This window comes from Oscillibacter sp. 1-3 (assembly GCF_000403435.2).
GTDB lineage: Bacteria > Bacillota > Clostridia > Oscillospirales > Oscillospiraceae > Oscillibacter.
This window is the reverse complement of record NZ_KE159703.1, coordinates 374101-391687: the sequence shown is the minus strand read 5'-3', so window position 1 is coordinate 391687 and position 17587 is coordinate 374101. Positions and strand designations below refer to the sequence as shown.

The 17587-nt window shown below is 64.0% G+C and carries 11 protein-coding genes and 1 riboswitch; of the genes, 5 read left to right on the top strand and 6 right to left on the bottom strand.

Annotated elements, in window-relative coordinates; all coding sequences use genetic code 11:
* Positions 1-12: 12 nt before the first annotated feature.
* A complete protein-coding gene (locus C816_RS01890; RefSeq protein ID WP_016320710.1) occupies positions 13-3489 on the bottom strand; it encodes an S-layer homology domain-containing protein in 3477 nt (1158 codons plus the stop codon).
* A 149-nt stretch (positions 3490-3638) separates the two neighbouring features.
* A riboswitch (cyclic di-GMP riboswitch) is annotated at positions 3639-3772 on the bottom strand.
* Positions 3773-4133: 361 nt separating this feature from the next.
* On the opposite strand from C816_RS01890, the gene C816_RS01885 reads away from it, so the two are divergent.
* Together C816_RS01885 and C816_RS01880 are read left to right on the top strand one after the other, a co-directional pair.
* A complete protein-coding gene (locus tag C816_RS01885) occupies positions 4134-4532 on the top strand; it encodes a DUF4430 domain-containing protein (protein ID WP_016320709.1) in 399 nt (132 codons plus the stop codon).
* Complete coding sequence (locus tag C816_RS01880) at positions 4507-5037, top strand: hypothetical protein (RefSeq protein ID WP_016320708.1); 531 nt, start codon at positions 4507-4509, stop codon at positions 5035-5037. Before C816_RS01885 ends, C816_RS01880 begins: the two co-directional genes overlap by 26 nt.
* A gap of 106 nt (positions 5038-5143) precedes the next feature.
* Here the strand turns inward: C816_RS01880 and C816_RS01875 are convergent, their stop codons facing one another.
* From C816_RS01875 to C816_RS01865, 3 genes are read right to left on the bottom strand one after another with little or no spacing between them, the layout of a single operon-like run.
* Positions 5144-6925 carry a bifunctional homocysteine S-methyltransferase/methylenetetrahydrofolate reductase gene (locus C816_RS01875; protein ID WP_016320707.1) on the bottom strand — a complete coding sequence of 594 codons (1782 nt, stop codon included), beginning with the start codon at positions 6923-6925 and terminating at the stop codon, positions 5144-5146.
* On the bottom strand, positions 6922-9276 hold the full coding sequence (locus tag C816_RS01870; protein ID WP_016320706.1) for a homocysteine S-methyltransferase family protein: 2355 nt from the start codon (positions 9274-9276) through the stop codon (positions 6922-6924). The genes C816_RS01875 and C816_RS01870 overlap by 4 nt, the downstream gene beginning before the upstream one ends.
* Positions 9266-9925: a vitamin B12 dependent-methionine synthase activation domain-containing protein gene (locus tag C816_RS01865; RefSeq protein ID WP_016320705.1), complete on the bottom strand. Its 660-nt coding sequence runs from the start codon at positions 9923-9925 to the stop codon at positions 9266-9268. Before C816_RS01865 ends, C816_RS01870 begins: the two co-directional genes overlap by 11 nt.
* Before the next feature lie 219 nt (positions 9926-10144).
* Here C816_RS01865 and C816_RS01860 point away from each other — a divergent pair, with 219 nt between their 5' ends.
* The 3 genes from C816_RS01860 to C816_RS01850 all read left to right on the top strand — a co-directional run bounded on the left by C816_RS01860 (position 10145) and on the right by C816_RS01850 (position 13685).
* A complete protein-coding gene (locus C816_RS01860) occupies positions 10145-11299 on the top strand; it encodes a pyridoxal phosphate-dependent aminotransferase (protein WP_016320704.1) in 1155 nt (384 codons plus the stop codon).
* Between the two features lie 37 nt (positions 11300-11336).
* Positions 11337-12461, top strand: coding sequence for a PTS sugar transporter subunit IIC (locus tag C816_RS01855; RefSeq protein ID WP_016320703.1), 1125 nt, complete (start codon positions 11337-11339; stop codon positions 12459-12461).
* A 156-nt stretch (positions 12462-12617) separates the two neighbouring features.
* A complete protein-coding gene (locus tag C816_RS01850) occupies positions 12618-13685 on the top strand; it encodes a hypothetical protein (protein WP_016320702.1) in 1068 nt (355 codons plus the stop codon).
* A 258-nt stretch (positions 13686-13943) separates the two neighbouring features.
* Here C816_RS01850 and C816_RS01845 read toward each other — a convergent pair whose 3' ends face one another.
* Positions 13944-17156 carry a M56 family metallopeptidase gene (locus tag C816_RS01845; RefSeq protein WP_016320701.1) on the bottom strand — a complete coding sequence of 1071 codons (3213 nt, stop codon included), beginning with the start codon at positions 17154-17156 and terminating at the stop codon, positions 13944-13946.
* Positions 17153-17530 carry a BlaI/MecI/CopY family transcriptional regulator gene (locus C816_RS01840; protein WP_016320700.1) on the bottom strand — a complete coding sequence of 126 codons (378 nt, stop codon included), beginning with the start codon at positions 17528-17530 and terminating at the stop codon, positions 17153-17155. Before C816_RS01840 ends, C816_RS01845 begins: the two co-directional genes overlap by 4 nt.
* Positions 17531-17587: the final 57 nt, after the last annotated feature.

The following is a 17587-nucleotide window of genomic DNA, read 5'->3' as shown; positions in this document are numbered from 1 at the left end:
CGGTACCCGAACTTACTCATCCCACACGGGGTCCTCGTTGAGGGCGGTCCAATTCTCCATCAGCTCGCCCTCCTTGCGGCGGGTGTAGTCGTGGGAGTTGGTGGCCTCCTCAACCACATAGTAGTTGGGATCGCCGACGGGAACGTCGCTCCACGTCGTGGCGTTCTCCAGCAGGCCCTCCTCGTCCACGTGGCGCTCCAGGACGTTGTTGATGAAGTCCATGGCCTCCACGCGGGTGATGTTCTCCAGGGGACGGAACTTTCCGCCCTGGCCGTTGATCCAGCCCCGGTCCGCCGCGTACGCGATCAGGTCGCGGGCCCAGTAGTCCTCGGCCACGTCGGAGAAGGGATTCTCCAGGCCGGGCACCACGTTGTCAAAACGGGCGGCGATGGCCGCAAACTGGGCGCGGGTGATATACGCGTTGGGACGGAAGGTGCCGTCCTGGAAGCCGGTAATGATGCCGGCGTTGGTCAGCGTGGAGATCGCCTTGTTGGCCCAGAAGGTATCGGCCACGTCGGTGAATTCATTGGTATCCTGGAAGTAAATGGTGCGGGACATCTCGTCCAGCAGGCGGTAGAAGATGGTGGCCACCTGGGCGCGGGTCAGGGGGTTGTTGGGGCGGACGGTGCCGTCCTCATAGCCCTTGATGTAGGCGAAGTGGTCCTCCCGGTTCAGCTGGAGATCACCAGCCAGGGGGACCTCGGTATCGGCGATGGTGGTACCGCCGGTACCGCCTCCGCCGCCTCCGCCGCCTCCGCCGCCTCCGGTGCCGCCACCGCCACCGCCGCCACCGCCTCCGCCTCCGCCGCCGGTGGAGGTGTAGGTCACGGTAAACAGCAGATCCTCGGTGCCCATGGTGCCGCTTACAACAGCGATACTGGCTCTAAAGCCGCTGATGGCCGGAGAAGTCACGGAGTAGCTCGCGCCCTCCGCCACTGTCTGCACCGCCGCCGCGGCCGCCTGGGTGCCGTTGGAATACTGGTAGCGGACCGTCAGCGTATGGGACCGCACGGGCTGGGTACGGGTCAGCTGCGGCGTCTCCACCTCATTGACCTCCAGACCGCTCACCAGCAGATGCGCGCTGCCGGCGTTGGTATCGAACGTCCCCTCAGGATAGGCGCCGTTCTCAGGATTCAGCCTGAGCTTGTAGCTCAGCGTATGCTTCTCAAACGTCTTGCCGACGATTGTCCAAGTGATGGCCGTTCCGTCCTCGCTGACATCGGCCACACCGGCAGAAGCCGTTATGCTGTCCGCGTTCAACGTAAAGCTGGAATTGACATCCACAGTCAGGATGCAGGTCCTCAAGGCATTATGTACGGCGTCGTTCACAGCCTTGCTGAATCCTTCCGTATCATCTCCGTTGAAGAAGAAGCCGTTGGTGCAGATATTCCGCATAGCGGCCTCGGCATTTTCCATTTCCCTTTCAGGCACGGATTGAAGCACCCCAAAAACAGGCACTCCCAGGGCTTTGATCTGCTCCGCCTCCGTTTTGCCGTCGCCTTTGTTCGGGCTGCCGTCAGAGATGAGGATGACAGCGGTGCTGCGGCCCTTTTCCTGATTGCTCTCAGCCAGCTCCAGGGCCTTGTTCAGCCCCAAACCGTAATCAGTATATTCATCATACACTTTCGAGCCGGTGATAAACGCCGCGGCTTCATCCACTTCGTCTGTGAAATCCTGGAAATCCATGGTGCCCTTTGTAATAACGGACTCGCCCCATGGAAGAGGATACCATGGATCAGAATCGCCGCCAAAGGTGACAAAGGCAACCTGGCAGTCGTATTCATCACCGGAGGCCAGCAGCTCCCCGCTCACATCCAGCAGCTTGGACTGCATTTCGTTAAAGCGGGAATAGCGGGAATCGCTGCCGCCGCGGGAACTCATGGAGTTGGACAGGTCCATCACGAAGATGAAATCCATCTGCTGCACGTCGGCAAGGTAGGTCTGGATCAGCACGTCGGCCTCTGTGAGTTCAGCGTCGCTCCAGCGGGCCTCCTCGGTGATCTGTGTGCTCGTCTGCCCTTCCGTGCTGTTCTCCTTCCCCGTCTTGCTGGACGTCCAGCCCTGGGGCGCAATGGGTTCGGCAGTCTTTGGGGGGTCCATCCGGAACTTGCCCTGCAGAATACCCGCCACACGCTCGCTCCAGTTTTCCACCTGGCTGGCAAATACATCACTGTATTCCACAACAGCGTCCTCGCTGATGTTTTTCAGCTCGGGGCTGCCCGTTCCGCTGAATGCATGCTCGCCAATATAGAGCACGCCGGACAGATCGACCTCGCCCTTGATCTTGCAGCCGGAAAACGCATAGCCTCCAATCCGATCCATGTTCCGAATGACCAGGCGGTCGATAGAGCTCCCGGAAAACAGATGGAATCTGCCGTAGTTATCATGAAAAGTCACATGATTCAGCGTAACCGTACCCAGTCCCTCGCAGTCCGTAAAGACTGAGGCGCATACAGTGGAATCGGTAAGCTCAATGTTGGCGCCCTGGACAAACGCTTCCTGAAACGCCATGCTTTCAGCCAAAATATTTCCCGCAGTCAGCTTCGTCAATCCGGCGTCTCTAAACAAAGAAGACCCAATCTTTATGGGATTCTCGGCGTTTTCGCCCTCAATAACAACTTCGCTGATGGCAGTCTCCGGCCGCTCGCTGTTGTAGTCTTTAATGCTGGTGTAAGACACCTTGTTAATCAAAAGCCCGGTAAACATGCCCTCCCCGCTGACGGTGAGTACGCCGTCCGCATATGTCAGCTGAATCCCCTCGTCCCGGGACTCAATGAGGGCCTTTCCGTCATTGCCCTGCTCTGCGAGCAGCTCTTGATATGCATTAAATGCAGGGACAAATTTGTCAATCGCGGCAAAAAATTCCTCAAATACCACCTCATACGCATAGTCCAACTCAGCGTCGCCAAAGTTTTCCATGTATTCGCCGCCCATAATCTGGTCGCACTCTTCCAGAATGGGGCCATACACATCCATGTTCTCCTCGGTGATTTGATTTGGAACCTCTTTCATCAATTCGATGATTCGGTCAACCTTCCCCTCAGGCGTCATCTCCCCAATGTCCATGTACGCGCTGGGGACATGGGTCTGCACATCCTGCACAGGCTGCTCGTCCGGAGCGGGAACCTCATCCTGCACAAGCGTCTCATCCTGAACGGGCAGTTCATCCTGTACAGGCAGCTCATCCTGCGCGGACAGTCCGGGCTGAACAGGCGGCTCATCCGGCTCAGGCTCTGCGCAGTTCCAGCTCCAGCAGCTGTCCGTATGCCGGTGCTCCTCCAGGCCGCACAGCGGTTCCTCAGAAGTACAGGCTTCTTCATGCGTGTGCTCCAAAATTGTGCAGGTCAGTTCATCCTTTTCACAGGCCCACCCCGCGGAGTTGTGCTCATGCTCCGCCGCCAATGCCGGCATCTGGAGAAGACCCGCGCACATCACAAGGGCCAGGAACAGGGAAAGTCCCCGCCTGCAGGAAATTTTCTTTTTGCTCAATAATTCTCTTCCTTTCTTTGCAGAATTCGGATGCAAAGTATCCGGCGGCCGGGCTGGCGTCGCGCCGCTGCGCGGCCTCTGTCCACGCCGCTTACCGGCGCATTAGCCCCCAAAGCTTTGCGTCCCACGGTTTCCCGTGGTTTGCTCATGCTCGCAGCCCGGCGGACATAGCGCATTCATGGGGAGGCTTCTCCCCATGAATGAACGCCCATGGGCGTTCACCATGCGCCTTAGTTCCGTAGCTTTGCGTCCCATCGTTTCCAATGGTTTGCCGCTGCATCTGTGCAGGTCACCGCCGCCGCCAATGCCAGCGCCGGCGGGCCGCCCTCCCGGCGGCCGGTGTTCCATAGAGCCTCCCCCTCCTTTCCGTGTCAAAAGTCCGGGGCGCGCCGCAGCCCACCCCGGGGAGCAGGAATCCCCGCCTTGAACCGGCGGACGCTCCCGCACTCAAAAAGCACTTGGAGTATACTCCTGACCATATCCTATCACACCTTATCTATAAAGACAATAGCGTCCCCTCAGATTTTTTGCCATTTTTTGAAAGTTTCCAGACCGCGAAAATCAAGCGGACCTTTACAATGTCCCAATTTATGGTATACTGAAACCAAGCGGATATGCAAAATAGAGAATCTGGAGGAATCGGGATGAAGAAGAAATACCTCTATGGAATCATTGCCGCGGCGGTGTTCTGCGCGCTGGCCTTCGGCCTGTGGCGCGTATGGCAGTCCAGCCTGCCGGAGACGGTGGAGGGCGTCAAGACGGTGACGGTGGAGGTCTCCCACGCCGACGGCTCCACCGCGGAGTTCACCTACCGGACGGACCTGGAGTACCTGGGCGAGCTCCTACAGCAGGAGGGGCTGATCTCCGGAAGCGCCGGGGACTACGGCTTGTTCGTGGAGACCGTGGACGGCGAGACGGTGGACTACGCCGAGAATCAGAGCTGGTGGCGCCTGACCTGCAACGGCGAGGACGCCGCCACCGGCGCCGACTCCGTGGTTCTCCACGACGGTGACCGGTATGGGTGGTTCTACACCGTCGGCTGACCGGCGGCTGACCACTGCGGAGCTGGCCCTGTTCGGCCTGCTGGGCGCCATGACCTTCGCACTGAAAATGGCCATGGCCCAGCTGCCAAACATTGAGCCGGTGTCCCTGATGGTCATGCTGGCGGCCGTGTGCTTTGGCTGGCGGGGGCTGTATGCCGTCTATCTCTATGTGTTTTTGGAGTTTGCGGTGTGGGGCATCGGACTGTGGAACATCAACTATCTGTACGTGTGGCTGGTGCTCTTCGCCGCGGCGCGGCTGCTGCGGCGGGTGGAGTCCCCACTGGTGTGGGCGGCCCTCTCCGGGTGCTTCGGGCTGCTGTTCGGCGCCCTGTGCGCCCTGGTGTACTGGGTTACCGGCGGGTGGGCCTTCGCCGTGAGCTGGTGGGTGGCCGGCATCCCCATGGACCTGTTCCACGGGGCGGGAAACTTCGTGGTAGCCCTGGCGCTGTTCAAGCCCCTGCGGAAGGCCCTGGCGGTATTTCAAAGGAAATACGGAAGCCGGTAAACAAGGCGGACGCCTCCCCTTCGGGAGGCGTCCGCCTTTCTTCCGGGCTCCGCCCGGATCTGCCAGGGCAGAGCCCTGGACCCGCCGCCCTTTGAAAAGGGCGGTCCTAAACCCTATGCGCTCCCTGGATCTCCCGGAGGATGCGCGCCATCAGCGCCACCCGCTTGAAGGGGGTCATCAGGTACAGGCCGTCGGTGCAGGAGGCGATCTCCCCCGCGATCCGGGCGGAGACCGCTGTTGCCAGGTCCTCCGCCTCCTCCCTGCCCTTTCCCTCGTACAGCGAGACAATCTCCTCCGAGATGTGCATTCCGGCGATCTCATTGTTGAGAAAGCAGGCGTTTTTGTGACTCACCACCGGGTAGATGCCCCCCAGGATCTTTCCCCGCAGGGTCTGCCGGGCGGTTTTGAGGTTCTCCAGCGCCTCCCGGGACAGCACCGGCTGGGTCAGAAAGCCGGTGACGCCGTTTTCCTCCTTCTCCAGGGCAATCCTCAGCTGCTGGTCAAAGTTCTTCGCGTTGACATTCAAGGCGCCGAAGATGCGAAAGGGCGTCCGCAGAACGGTCTCGTTCAGGCCGGAGACATAGGCGGCCAGCCGCCGGGAGTTGAAGTTGAAGACGCTCTTCACCTCGTCCCGGTCCTCCGAGGGGATGGGGTCCCCGGTGACCAGCAGCACGTTGTGGACCTCCTCCATAGACAGTCCCAGCAGCAGCGCCTTGGCGGCGTTGCGGTTCCGGTCCCGGCAGGTCATGTGCGGCAGGGGCTCGACGCCCAGCTCCCGCTTTATCTTGCAGGCCAGCAGGCTGCTGTCCGCCCGGGGGCGGCCGATGGGGCAGTCGGCGATGGTGACGGCGTCCGCCCCCGCGTCCCGCAGCTTTCTGACCCCCTCCAGAAAGAAGGAGATGTCGTCGTCCACCGGCGGGTCCAGCTCCACCGCGATCACCCGCCGTCCGGCGTCCAGCTTTTCCGCCAGGGTGTTGGCGGAGGCGGCGGGACGGGGCTCCGGCGCTCCGCCGGAGCGGACGCAAACCGTAATCCGCCGCGGCGCGGCAAGGGCCTTTGCCGCCTCGGCGATGTGGGCGGGGGAGGTGCCGCAGCAGCCCCCCACGATGGAGGCCCCCGCCTGGACGATCTCCGCCAGCTTCCGGCCAAAGTAGTCCGGCGTTCCCTGGAACACCGTTCTGCGGCCCAGCACCGACGGGTACCCCGCGTTGGGCATGACGGACAGCGTCACGCCGCCGGTGTCCAGCCCCCGGATGTACTCCAGCAGGTGGTGGGGGCCGGAGACACAGTTGAAGCCCACGGCGTCGATCTCCTCCAGGGCGGCGGCGCGGCGGAGCAGCGTCTGTCCGAAGTCCCCCTCCCGGGTGGCGCCGTCGAAGGACACGGCGAAGGAGGTGATGAGATACGCCTCCGGACAGCGGGCCTTGAGGTGCTGGGCCAGCTGCCGCAGGCCGTGGTCGCTGGGCAGGGTCTCCAGCAGGAAGTGCCGGACGCCCCGGTCCAAAAAGAGGTCCGCCTGGCGGCAGTAGTTCTCCGCCCGGCTCAGCTCCCGGCTCTCCGGAGCGGGACCGATGTCGGCGAAGACATAGGCCCCGTAAGGCTCCGCGCACGCCTGCGCCAGACGGCAGGAGGCCTCCACGATCCGCTCCGCCGTCTCCCCGTCCCCTCGGGCAAGGTCCAGGCTCACCGTGAAGGTATTGGTTTTGACCGCCCGGCACCCGGCCTCCAGATAGGCCCGGTGGATGGCCTCAATTTCCTCCGGGCAGTTCAGGCTTCCCAACTCGCAGCGCTCCCCCGTCCGGCCGGGCAGGGCGGCAAACCAGGTCCCCATGGCCCCGTCAAACAGCAGCGGCTCTCCCGCTTTCAGATATGTCCGAATATCCGTCATCCCAGCACCCTCCTGGCGATCTCCACAGACTGGCGGGCGTCCCTGGCATAGCCCGCGCCGATTCTCTCCGCGTACTCCGGCGTTACCACTGCGCCGCCCACAAAGACCGCCGGCGGGTTGTCCAGGGCCCGCAGGCGGCGGACGGTCTCCTCCATGGCGGGCAGGGTGGTGGTCATCAGGGCCGAGAGGCCCACCAGGCCCACGTCCCGGTCCGCCGCGGCCTGCGCCACCGTCTCCGGCGGCACGTCCCGGCCCAGGTCGACGACCTCGTAGCCGTAGTTCTCCAGCACGGTCTTGACAATGTTCTTGCCGATGTCGTGGATGTCCCCCCGGACCGTGGCCACAATGAGCCTTCCCTTCTTCACCGGCGCGCCGCCCTTTTCCGCGATGGAGGTCCGGACAGCCTCAAACACCGCCTGGGCCGCCTGGGCCGCGCTGAGGAGCTGGGGCAGGAACACCGTCCCCCGCTCGTAGCCCTCCCCCACGGCGTCCAAGGCAGGGATCAGGCGGCGTTCCACCAGGGTAATGCCGTCCTCCGTTTGGAGGAGCTCCCCCGCCAGACGGGCGGCGTCGGCCCGCAGGCCGCGGGCCACGGCCTCCTCCAGCGGCACTGTCCCGCCGGGGGCCGGGGCGGGACGGGAGACCGGGGCGGCGGCAAAGCGGGCGATGTAGTCCCGGCACTGGGCGTCCTCCCCGGAGAGCACCCGGAAGGCCGCCACGGCGTCCAGCATCTCCTGCTGGTTGGGGTTGACAATGGGGAGCGTCAGCCCCGCCGCCAGGGCCTGGGTCAGAAAGCTCTGCGTGACCAGAGCGCGGTTCGGCAGGCCGAAGGAGATGTTGGACACCCCCAGCACCGTCTGGAGGCCCAGCTCCCGCCGGACGGTCCGCACCGCTTTCAGGGTCTCCCCCGCCTGCTCCTGCTGCGCCGAGACGGTGAGGGCCAGGCAGTCGATCCACACATCCTCCCTGGGAATGCCGCAGGCCAGGGCCGCGTCCAGAATGCGCTTTGCGATCTCCACCCGCTTCTCCGCCGTCTGGGGGATGCCGTCCTGGTCCATGGTGAGGCCCACCACGGAGGCCCCGTACTTTTTTACAATAGGCAGCACCCGCGCCAGCGCCTCGGGCTCGCCGTTGACGGAGTTCACCGCCGCCTTGCCGTTATAGACCCGCAGTGCCGCCTCCAGGGCGTCCGGATCGGAGGAGTCCAGCTGCAGCGGCAGCGACACCGCGCTCTGGAGCTTCTTCACCACCCGGGGCAGCATGGCCGTCTCGTCCACCCCGGGACAGCCCACGTTCACGTCCAGGATGTCCGCCCCGGCCTCCTCCTGCGCCGCGGCCACGTCCAGAATATAGTCCAGGTCCTCCTCCAGCAGGGCCTGCTGAAAGCGCTTTTTGCCGGTGGGGTTCACCCGCTCGCCAATGACCCGCACGCCGTCCAGCCGCACCGGGCTCACCGGCGTGCAGATAAAGCTCCCCCCCTGATACCGCCGGGGAGCGGGCCGCGCCCCCTCCAGCGCCGCTTTCAGCCGGCGGATGTACGCCGGAGAGGTGCCGCAGCACCCGCCGAAGATGGTGACCCCCGCCGCAAGACACGGCGCCAAAGCGGCGGCGAATTCCTCAGGCCCCATGCCGTAGCGTCCGTCCACCGGGTCCGGCAGGCCCGCGTTGGGCTTGGCCGCCACCGGCAGGCGGGTGTTCTCGCACAGCTCCCGCAGCAGCGGCGCCAGCTGGTCCGGCCCCAGGGAGCAGTTCAGCCCGATGGCGTCGGCCCCCAGGCCCTCCAGCGTCCGGGCCATGGAGGCCACGGTGCAGCCGGTGAAGGTGCGGCCGCTCTCCTCAAAGGACATGGTTACCAGCACCGGCAGGGCGGTGTTCTCCTTGGCCGCCAGCAATGCCGCCCTGGCCTCATAGAGGTCTGTCATGGTCTCGATGACCACCAGGTCCGCCCCCGCCGCCGCGCCGGCGGTCATCACCTCCCGGAACAGGTCATAGGCCCGCTCAAAGGTCAGGCTCCCCATGGGCTCCAGCAGCTCCCCCAGAGGGCCCACGTCCAGGGCCGTCAGAGCCCTGCCCGCCACGGCCCCCTTCGCCGTGGAGACGGCGGCGGCGATGACCTCCGAAACGGCGTGACCGGAGCGGGCCAGCTTCAAGCCGTTGGCCCCGAAGGTGTTGGCGTAGACCACCTGGCTGCCGGCCTCCACGTACTCCTGGTACACGGAGGCCAGCAGCGCCGGGTCCGTCAGGTTCAAAAGCTCCGGCTGTCCGCCGGGGGGCAGGCCCCGCTGCTGAAGCACCGTGCCCATGGCTCCGTCCAAAATCAGGATCTTGTCACGAAAGAGATCAGTTCCCACAGTGTTTTCCTCCCTTGCGGAGCGCGCAGCGCTCCCGCATCTGACAGTATGCGCATCCCCGGATTCGGGCCATCTGGGGCCGGTCCGACAGTCCGATGACGGCAGTGACGGATTTCACCGGGTTCAGCAGGCAGCTCTCCGTCACCGTGAGCCCCAGCCGCCTGGAAGCGTCCAGGGCGGCGCAGATGTCCCCCTGGCAGGCCAGCGGCAGATCCCCGTAGCCGGGGCTGAAGCGGTCCGTGAGATACCGCTCCGGAAACCGGGCGGCCAGCTCCCTCTCCGCCTCGTCACAGCCCTGCTCCGTCAGGGCGCTGCCGCAGGCGTCCAGAATCACCGCCCGGGACATGTCCCTGGCCTGGACGGCCGCAAGAGACAGATCGAACCGGGCCCCCAGGGTGCAGGCCAGCAGCGCCGCCTGCCCGCAGGTCTCCAGCATCCGAAAGGCGGCGCTTCCCCGCAGTACCACAGCGGTTCCCCGCAGGCAGACGCCGTCCTCCCGAACGTCCAGATCCCACACCCGGTAGACGTACCGGGGCCGAAACTGGGCGGACAGCGCCTCCGCCTCCCCGGCCACCTGCCGCCGCAGCGCCTCCGGCGCGTCCGCCGCGCCCAGGTACCGCAGGGTCTCCTCAATCAAATGGGCGCTCAAATTCCATCCCGCCCTTCCGCAGAAAATACAGGCGCAAAGAGGTGCGCCTCTGTGCGTTTTGCTGAGAATTTTACACCCTTTCCGCCTCCGCGTCAATATTGCAGGCCCCATTTCCGGAAGCGCGCCGCTCCGGCGGCTTCTTTCGGGACTTGACGGAAAGGGGCGGGAACTGTAAAATATCCTGGTCAAATTGATTCTGACCAAAAGGAGGAAACCGAAATGCAGGTCCTTTCCACCCGCACGGCCCATTTCACCGACTCGGTGATCCGGCGCATGACCCGGATTTCCAGCCGGTACGGCGCCGTGAACCTCTCCCAGGGCTTTCCGGACTTCGACCCGCCCCAGGCCATTCTGGACCGGCTGGCCCAGACCGCCGGGGAGAACGTCCACCAGTACTCCGTCACCTGGGGCGCCCAGAACTTCCGGGAGGCCCTGGCGGAAAAGCAGTCCCGCTTCATGGGGCGGCCCATCGACCCCGACGGCGAGATCACCGTCACCTGCGGCAGCACCGAGGCCATGATGGCCGCCATGATGACCGTGGCCAACCCCGGCGACAAGGTCATCGTCTTCTCCCCCTTCTACGAAAACTACGGCGCGGACACCATCCTCTCCGGGGCGGAGCCCATCTACGTGCCCCTGACGCCGCCGGAGTTCCGCTTCGACCCGGAGGCGCTGGAGGACGCCTTCCGCCGGCGGCCCAAGGCGCTGGTGCTGTGCAACCCCTCCAACCCCTGCGGCCGGGTGTTCACCCGGGAGGAGCTGGAGATCATCGCCGCCCTTGCGGCGAAGTACGACGCCTATGTCATCACCGACGAGGTGTACGAGCACATCGTCTATGCGCCCCACCGGCACATCTATTTCGCAGCTCTTCCCGGCATGTGGGAGCGGACCATCTCCTGCTCCTCCCTGTCCAAGACCTACTCCATCACCGGCTGGCGGCTGGGCTACACCATCGCCCCGGCGGAGATCTCGGAGCGGATCAAGAAGGTCCACGACTTTCTCACCGTGGGTGCGGCCGCCCCTCTCCAGGAGGCGGTGATCCCCGGCCTGCGCTTTGGCCAGGACTACTACGATGAGCTTCTGGCCAAGTACACCCGCAAGCGGGAGCTGTTCCTCAAGGGTCTGGACGACCTGGGCCTCAGCCACACCGTGCCGGAGGGGGCCTACTACGTCCTGCTGGACATCTCCCGGTACGGCTATGACAGCGACCTCCAATTCTGCGAGATGCTGGCCCGGGACATCGGCGTGGGGGCTGTCCCCGGCTCCAGCTTCTTCCGCGAGCCGGTGAACCACCTGATCCGCCTCCACTTCGCCAAGCGGGACGAGACCCTGCTGGAGGCCCTGAACCGCCTGGAAGGGCTGAAAAAACTCTGAAAATACGCATTTTGGGAGAAAAAAAGAGGAACAACATATGGACAACACAAAGGAACTGACGGGCTTTCGGAAATACTGCACAGAGCAGAACATCTCCTTCACAGCCCAGCGCATCTTTATCGACGGCCTGGGCGGCATGGCCCACGGCCTCTTCGCCTCGCTTCTGATCGGCACCATCTTCAACACCGTCGGCGTGTACCTCCTCGACCTGAACTACACCCTCTGGGGCCAGGAGTTCGCCCTGCTGGTGGACTCCAAGACCTTCGCCTACGCCGTGCAGGGCGCGGCCATGGGCGGGGCCATCGCCTACTCCATGAAGGCGCCGCCCTATGTACTCTACTCCTGCCTGGCGGTGGGCTACGCCGCCAACTCCCTGGGCGGCACCGGCGGCCCCCTGGCGGTGTTCGTGGTGACGCTGATCGCCATTTTCCTGGGCAAGCTGGTGTCCAAGCGCACCCCGGTAGACCTGATCGTCACCCCCACCGTCACCATCCTCTCCGGCGTGCTGATGGCCTCCCTCATCGCGCCGCCCATCGGCGCCGCCGCCAGCTGGCTGGGGGACCTCATCATGTGGGCCACCAACCAGCAGCCCTTCCTGATGGGCATCCTGGTCTCCGCCATCATCGGCGTAATTTTGACCCTGCCCATCAGCTCCGCCGCCATCTGCGCCGCCCTTCATCTGGTGGGGCTGGCGGGCGGCGCCGCCGTGGCCGGGTGCTGCGCCCATATGGTGGGCTTCGCCGTAGCCTCTTATCGGGAGAACGGCGTGGCCGGCCTCACCTCCCAGGGCCTGGGAACCTCCATGCTCCAGGTGCCGAATCTCCTGAGAAAGCCCGTCCTCTGGGTGCCGCCTGTGATTGCCTCCATTGTCAACGGCCCCGTGGCCACCTGTATTTTCCGCATGAAGATGAACGGCGCGGCCATCTCCTCCGGCATGGGCACCTGCGGCCTGGTGGGCCCCATCGGCGTTGTCACCGGCTGGCTGAGCCCCTCTGAGGACGCCCTGGCCCAGGGGGAGGCCGCCCTCTCCGCCGGCGCTCTGGACTGGATCGGCCTGGTGCTGGTGGCGGTGGTCATTCCCGCCGCCGTGGCCTGGCTGGTGTCGGAGCTCATGCGGAAAAAGGGCCTCATCAAGGAGGGCGATTACAAGCTGAATCTGTAAGGGTCTTCGTGCCTCCCTATAATGAATGGGCCATGCGGCCTTTCATCAAACTGCGCCCCGCGCCTTTTTAAGGCGCGGGGTTTTTCGCACAAATCGCTGTCAGGTCAAAGTGTTTTCGCATATCCTGAGAGTGAAATTCAAAAGGGAGGCATCCTTATGGCGCAGATCACAGATTTTTTCGTGGGGGCAAACAGCGGCGAGGGGTTCCGCAATCTGTTCCCGGAGATGGTTGACATTGAGGATACATACGATCTCATGGTCTTGAAGGGCGGCCCCGGCGTGGGAAAGAACACCTTTATGCGGGAGGTGGCCCGGGCCATGGAGGCGGCGGGCACGGCTGTGGAGCGGCTGTGGTGCTCCGGAGACCCGGACTCCCTGGACGGCGTGGTGCTGCCGGAAATCCGCTGCGCGGTGGTGGACGGTACGTCGCCTCACGTCGTCGAGCCCCAATATCCGGCCGCGGTGGACCGGTACGTGGATCTGGGGCGTTTCTACGATCTCACTGCCGCCAAGGCGGACGCTGAGGCCGTCAAGACCCACACACACGCCTACAAGGCCGCCTATGTCCGGGCCTACCACAGCCTGAAAGCCGCCCGGCAGGTGGAGCTGGACGCCGTGGCCTCTGTGCGGGCCGGGTTTGACCGGGAGCGGGCGGAGCGCCGGATCTCCGGCATCATCTCCCGGGAGCTGCGCCGCCGGGGCGGGGAGCGGGGGAAGACCACCCGCCGCTTTCTGGGCAGCATCACCCACAAGGGGTATGTCTGGCGGTTTGACAGCGTGGACGCCCTGTGCCCCAAGGTCTACGAGTTCATCGACAGCTGGGAGCTGGCGGGGGAGGGGCTGGCCCGGCTCCACGCCGCGGCGGCCGCAGGCGGCTGGGACACCGTCGTCTGCCCCTCGCCGGAGGATCTGAACCGGATCGAGCATCTGCTGATCCCCGGGCTGGGGCTGGCGTTTGTCACCTCCCGGCCCGGAATGGACTACGGAAAGAAACCCTACCGCCGTATCCGGCTGGACGCCATGACCGAGACAGGGGGCAAGACGCGGCTGCGGTTTCAGGCCCGGATGGCGACCCTTTTGCGGGAGGAAGCCGTGGCGGCGCTAAAGGAGGCAAAGGCGAACCACGACAAGCTGGAGGCGGTCTATAATCCATATGTGGATTTTGACGGCGTGCGGGAGCTGGCGGCTATTGAGACGGGAAGACTTCTGAGCTACTTAGGATAAAGTTTTTGCTCAAGCTTTTTTCAAAAAGCTTGTGGGGTGCAGGGGCAACGCCCCTGCAAAGCCTCCGTAATACCGCGCAGAGCGCGGCCTGAAATATTTCCCACGCGCAAAAGCAGCGCAGCACCCGCAGGGGGCACGCCGCATCCGTAAGCGGCAAAGCCGCTAACGGATGCGCAGCATTCCGCCGGTGTCAAAAGAAAGCCATAGAAAGGCCCCAGCCGTCAGGCTGGGGCCTCTTCATCTAATTTTAATATGGATTTACTGCGCATCTTCCGCTTCAAAAAGCGCCGCTACCGCCGCCTTTGCCTCCTCCATACTTATGCCCTCGGCAAGCCCCAGCTCCTCGAGGCCGTAGCCGCCGCCGTACATGAAGGTGCCGATGACCTCACCCTCGGAATCATAGAGAGGGATGGGCTGGGGGCCGGGATTGGCCTTCCGCAGGGCAGTGTAGCTCTTCCAGTCGTTGGTCTGCAGGAATTCATAGCCTGGCTCGTCCCGCTCCCGGATGTAGCCTTCCACATTGTCCTCACCCACGGCGGCAATGAGGTTCGGAGAGTAACCCACAAAGCTGGTGAAGGGGTCCGGACCGTAGGTCTCCCCCTTGCTGTTTCGGGGATACTCGCCGTTCACCAACTGGCCCAGTGCCTTCTTTTTATACTCTTTAAGAGCGTCCACGTTGCCTACCCAGTATTCCTCGTATCTGCTTCCATCTTTTCCCACAAAGCACTTATACAAGACGCTGCCCACCCCGACATAAGAGGAGGGATCGTCGTCCGGCAGCAGGGTGCCGCCGCGGCTGAGGATCAGCTCCCTATTTCCAAACAAAATCGGGCAATCCGTTGCAGCGTCCCACGCCTTCCGGATCTTCGCCAGGGTCTCCTCGCTGGGATTGTCGTAGGTGGGGGCGGCGGCGTTTTCCAGGGCCGTCTTCGCCTCCTCGATGTCCATGCCGGAGGTGTCCACGCTGGTTCCCCTTCCAAAGTCATATGTACCGATGATCTCCCCCTCAGAATTATACAGCGGGACGGCGGTGGGGCTGGAATTCTCCGCCCGCCACCTCTTATAATCGGCGGTGTCCGTCCGCGTTCTGGGCTTTTGCGCGGCGTTCGGGTCGTACCTGTTCAGAGGAGAGTCTGCGTCGTCCCGGCTGTAGATGTACCCGGCGGGGCGGCCTTCATAGGGATATTCGGCAAGATACTCCAGGTCCGGCCAGTAGCCCACATAGGCATAAAGATTCATGTGCCCGTAGCTCTCGCCCCTGCTGTTTCTGGGGTAGTCTCCGTCCGGGGTCAAACTGCTCAGAAGACCGATCTCCCGGGGATCAACCGCATCCCTGTTGCCAACCAGATACTCGTCCTGCAGCCGTCCGTTCCTGTCCAGAAACACCTTGTGGATGCCGTCGTCATTCATCTGGTAGGCGTTGATGTCGCTGTCCGGATACAGTGTCCCTCCCCGGCTGCGAATCACTTTCGCGCTGCCAAAGAGCACAGGAGTCTCCATGGTCGCGCCCTCGTCCTTGAACGCCGCCCGGATCAGGTTCACAACATTGGCGCTGGGATCGCCGTAGGTGGGCGCGGAACCGGCCTCCGCAGCCAGGGCGGCTCTGGCCTCCTCAGCGCTCATCCTGAGGATGGGGTCTGGGTGCCCGCTGCATTTGATGTCCTTCCACTTGCCGGTCACCTCTCCCTCGGCGTTGTAGAGCGGCACGCCGGCCTCGTGGGGGCACTCCTCCTCCGGCAGAAACAGCAGCGCCGTTGTATCCGCGCGGCGAATATATCCCAGAGGGGAATTCCTGTAAGGGAAACAGCCGATGCACTCCAGGTCGGGAGCGTAGCCTACGTAGTTCTCCAGGACGGCGGCGAAAGAGCCATAGGTCTCGCCCCTGCTGTTTCTGGGATATTCGCCGTTCACCAGCTGATCCAGCTCATTGGCGCCCGCTGTTGAAATGCCGGCAAGATACGCCTCTTTGTTCCCAACCAGATACTCCTCCCGCAGCTCCTCTCCAAGCCGCAGCGTATCCAGGTCCTCCGGAGCCTTTGTGAGGAAGCACTTGCTGATTCTGACCTCTCCGTCCCCATACAGGGGGCCATGGCTCACGATGTAGGAGTTAAAGTCCTCGTCCGGCAGCAGGGTGCCCCCCCGCTTGAGAATCAGCTCATGGTCTCCAAACAGCACCGGCGTACTCTCCGTTACACCGCTGTCAGGATAGACAGCGGCAAAGTGCGCCCGCAACTCCTTCAAAAAAGCCTCGCTGGGCGTGCCGTTGGTTGAGGCGGATCTGCTCATTTGGGTGATGTCCGGCGCTTCCCCCCTCTCCCCAGAGGCTGTGACAGGGGCGGCCGCAGTCCCGCCTGGCGCGTTTCCGCCGCTCTTTTCCGTGTCCCCCGTCTGGACGGTGGGAACGGTCCGCGGGGTCTCCCCGGCCTCCTTGGACACCGGCAGGGGATTCCGGGCCGCCAGGGCGGCCCCGCCGCCGCAGGCCAGGATGGCGATTGCCAGCGCCAGGGCCAGCAGGCGTCTGCCTCCCTTCAATTTTTCAGTTTTCAGCACACGGGTCAGTCTCCTTTCTATGGACTCATGGGTGGACAGCGAGGCGGCCCAGTCGCCGCTCCCCGCCGCCGCATTGGCAGCTAATTTCAAAATGACATTGCCGTAAACATACCGCTCCTCCGCCGACAGGGGGCAGGCCACGCGCTCGTCGCAGCTCTGCTCGCTGACGGTCTGGACGCTCCGGCACAGCAGATACGCAAAGGGATTGTACCAGTGGACCGCCTGGACCAGCATGGCCGCCAGACGCACCCACAGATCGCCGCACTTGATATGGGTCAGCTCGTGGAGGAAGAGATAACGCATCTCCTCCCGCTCCAGAGACACGGCGGGGATCACCACCATGGGCCGCAGCAGCCCCGCGGCAAAGGGGGACGAAGCCCCGGGATTCTCCCGCAGGTCCACCAGTCGCCGGACGCCCAGCTGCCGCTTGCAGGCCCAGAAGACCAGCTGCGCCTCACGGGAGGACACAGGCCGGTTCTGCCGGAACACCCGGCGGCGGAGCCGGAGATAGACATACGCCTTATAGGCCAGCGTCCCGGCGGCGCCCACGGCCCAGATCACCGCCAGGAGACGGAGGGTCTCGGCGGTCACGGCAAAGGGCTCCGGCGCGGGAACCGGCGGCTGCGCGGGGGCGGCGGGCCCCGCCCCGGGGATCTGGGGCAGCACCGCCACGGGGATATTGGGCGCAAGCGGCGCCGGGGCGGGCAAGGCGGCCGCCGGAGCCGGTCTCAGGGCAGACAGGGCCCGCCCCGCCAGGGGCAGGACGCGCCCCACGGGAACCAGGAAGAAAAAGAGGCCCGTTTTTAAGATACGGTAGTGCCACCGGGCCGGCAGGCGGTTTTTCAAGACCCGGGAGGCCAGCAGCCACAGCGCCAGCACGGCACTGCCCGCAAGGCCCATACCGGCCAGTGTGTTCATCATTTTCCCGCCTCCTTGTCAAACCAGCGCTTTAACGCATCGGCCTCCTGGGCGCTGATCCCTTTGCCGCCGTAAAATGCCGCCAAAAAGTCCAGCACGGACCCGTGGTACTTGGAGTCCACCAGGTGCCGGGCCTCCAGCTCGTAGTACTCCGCCTCCGTCAGGGCGGAAAAATAGACGTTGGCCTTGCCCCGCTTCTCCACCCGCAGCGCGCCCTTGTCCGCAAGGCGCGTCAAGAAGGTGGAGACGGTCTGGGCCTTCCAGCCCTTGTGGGCGAAGACCCCCAGCAGGATGGACGTGGTCACGGCCTCGCCGGAGTCCCATACATAGCGCATAATCTCCATCTCGGATTCGGACAGGCTCTGAAAGAATTTCATACACAGTACCTCCCTGTTCGCCGGACCGGAAAAAGGGCCCTTTTTCCGGTCCGGCGA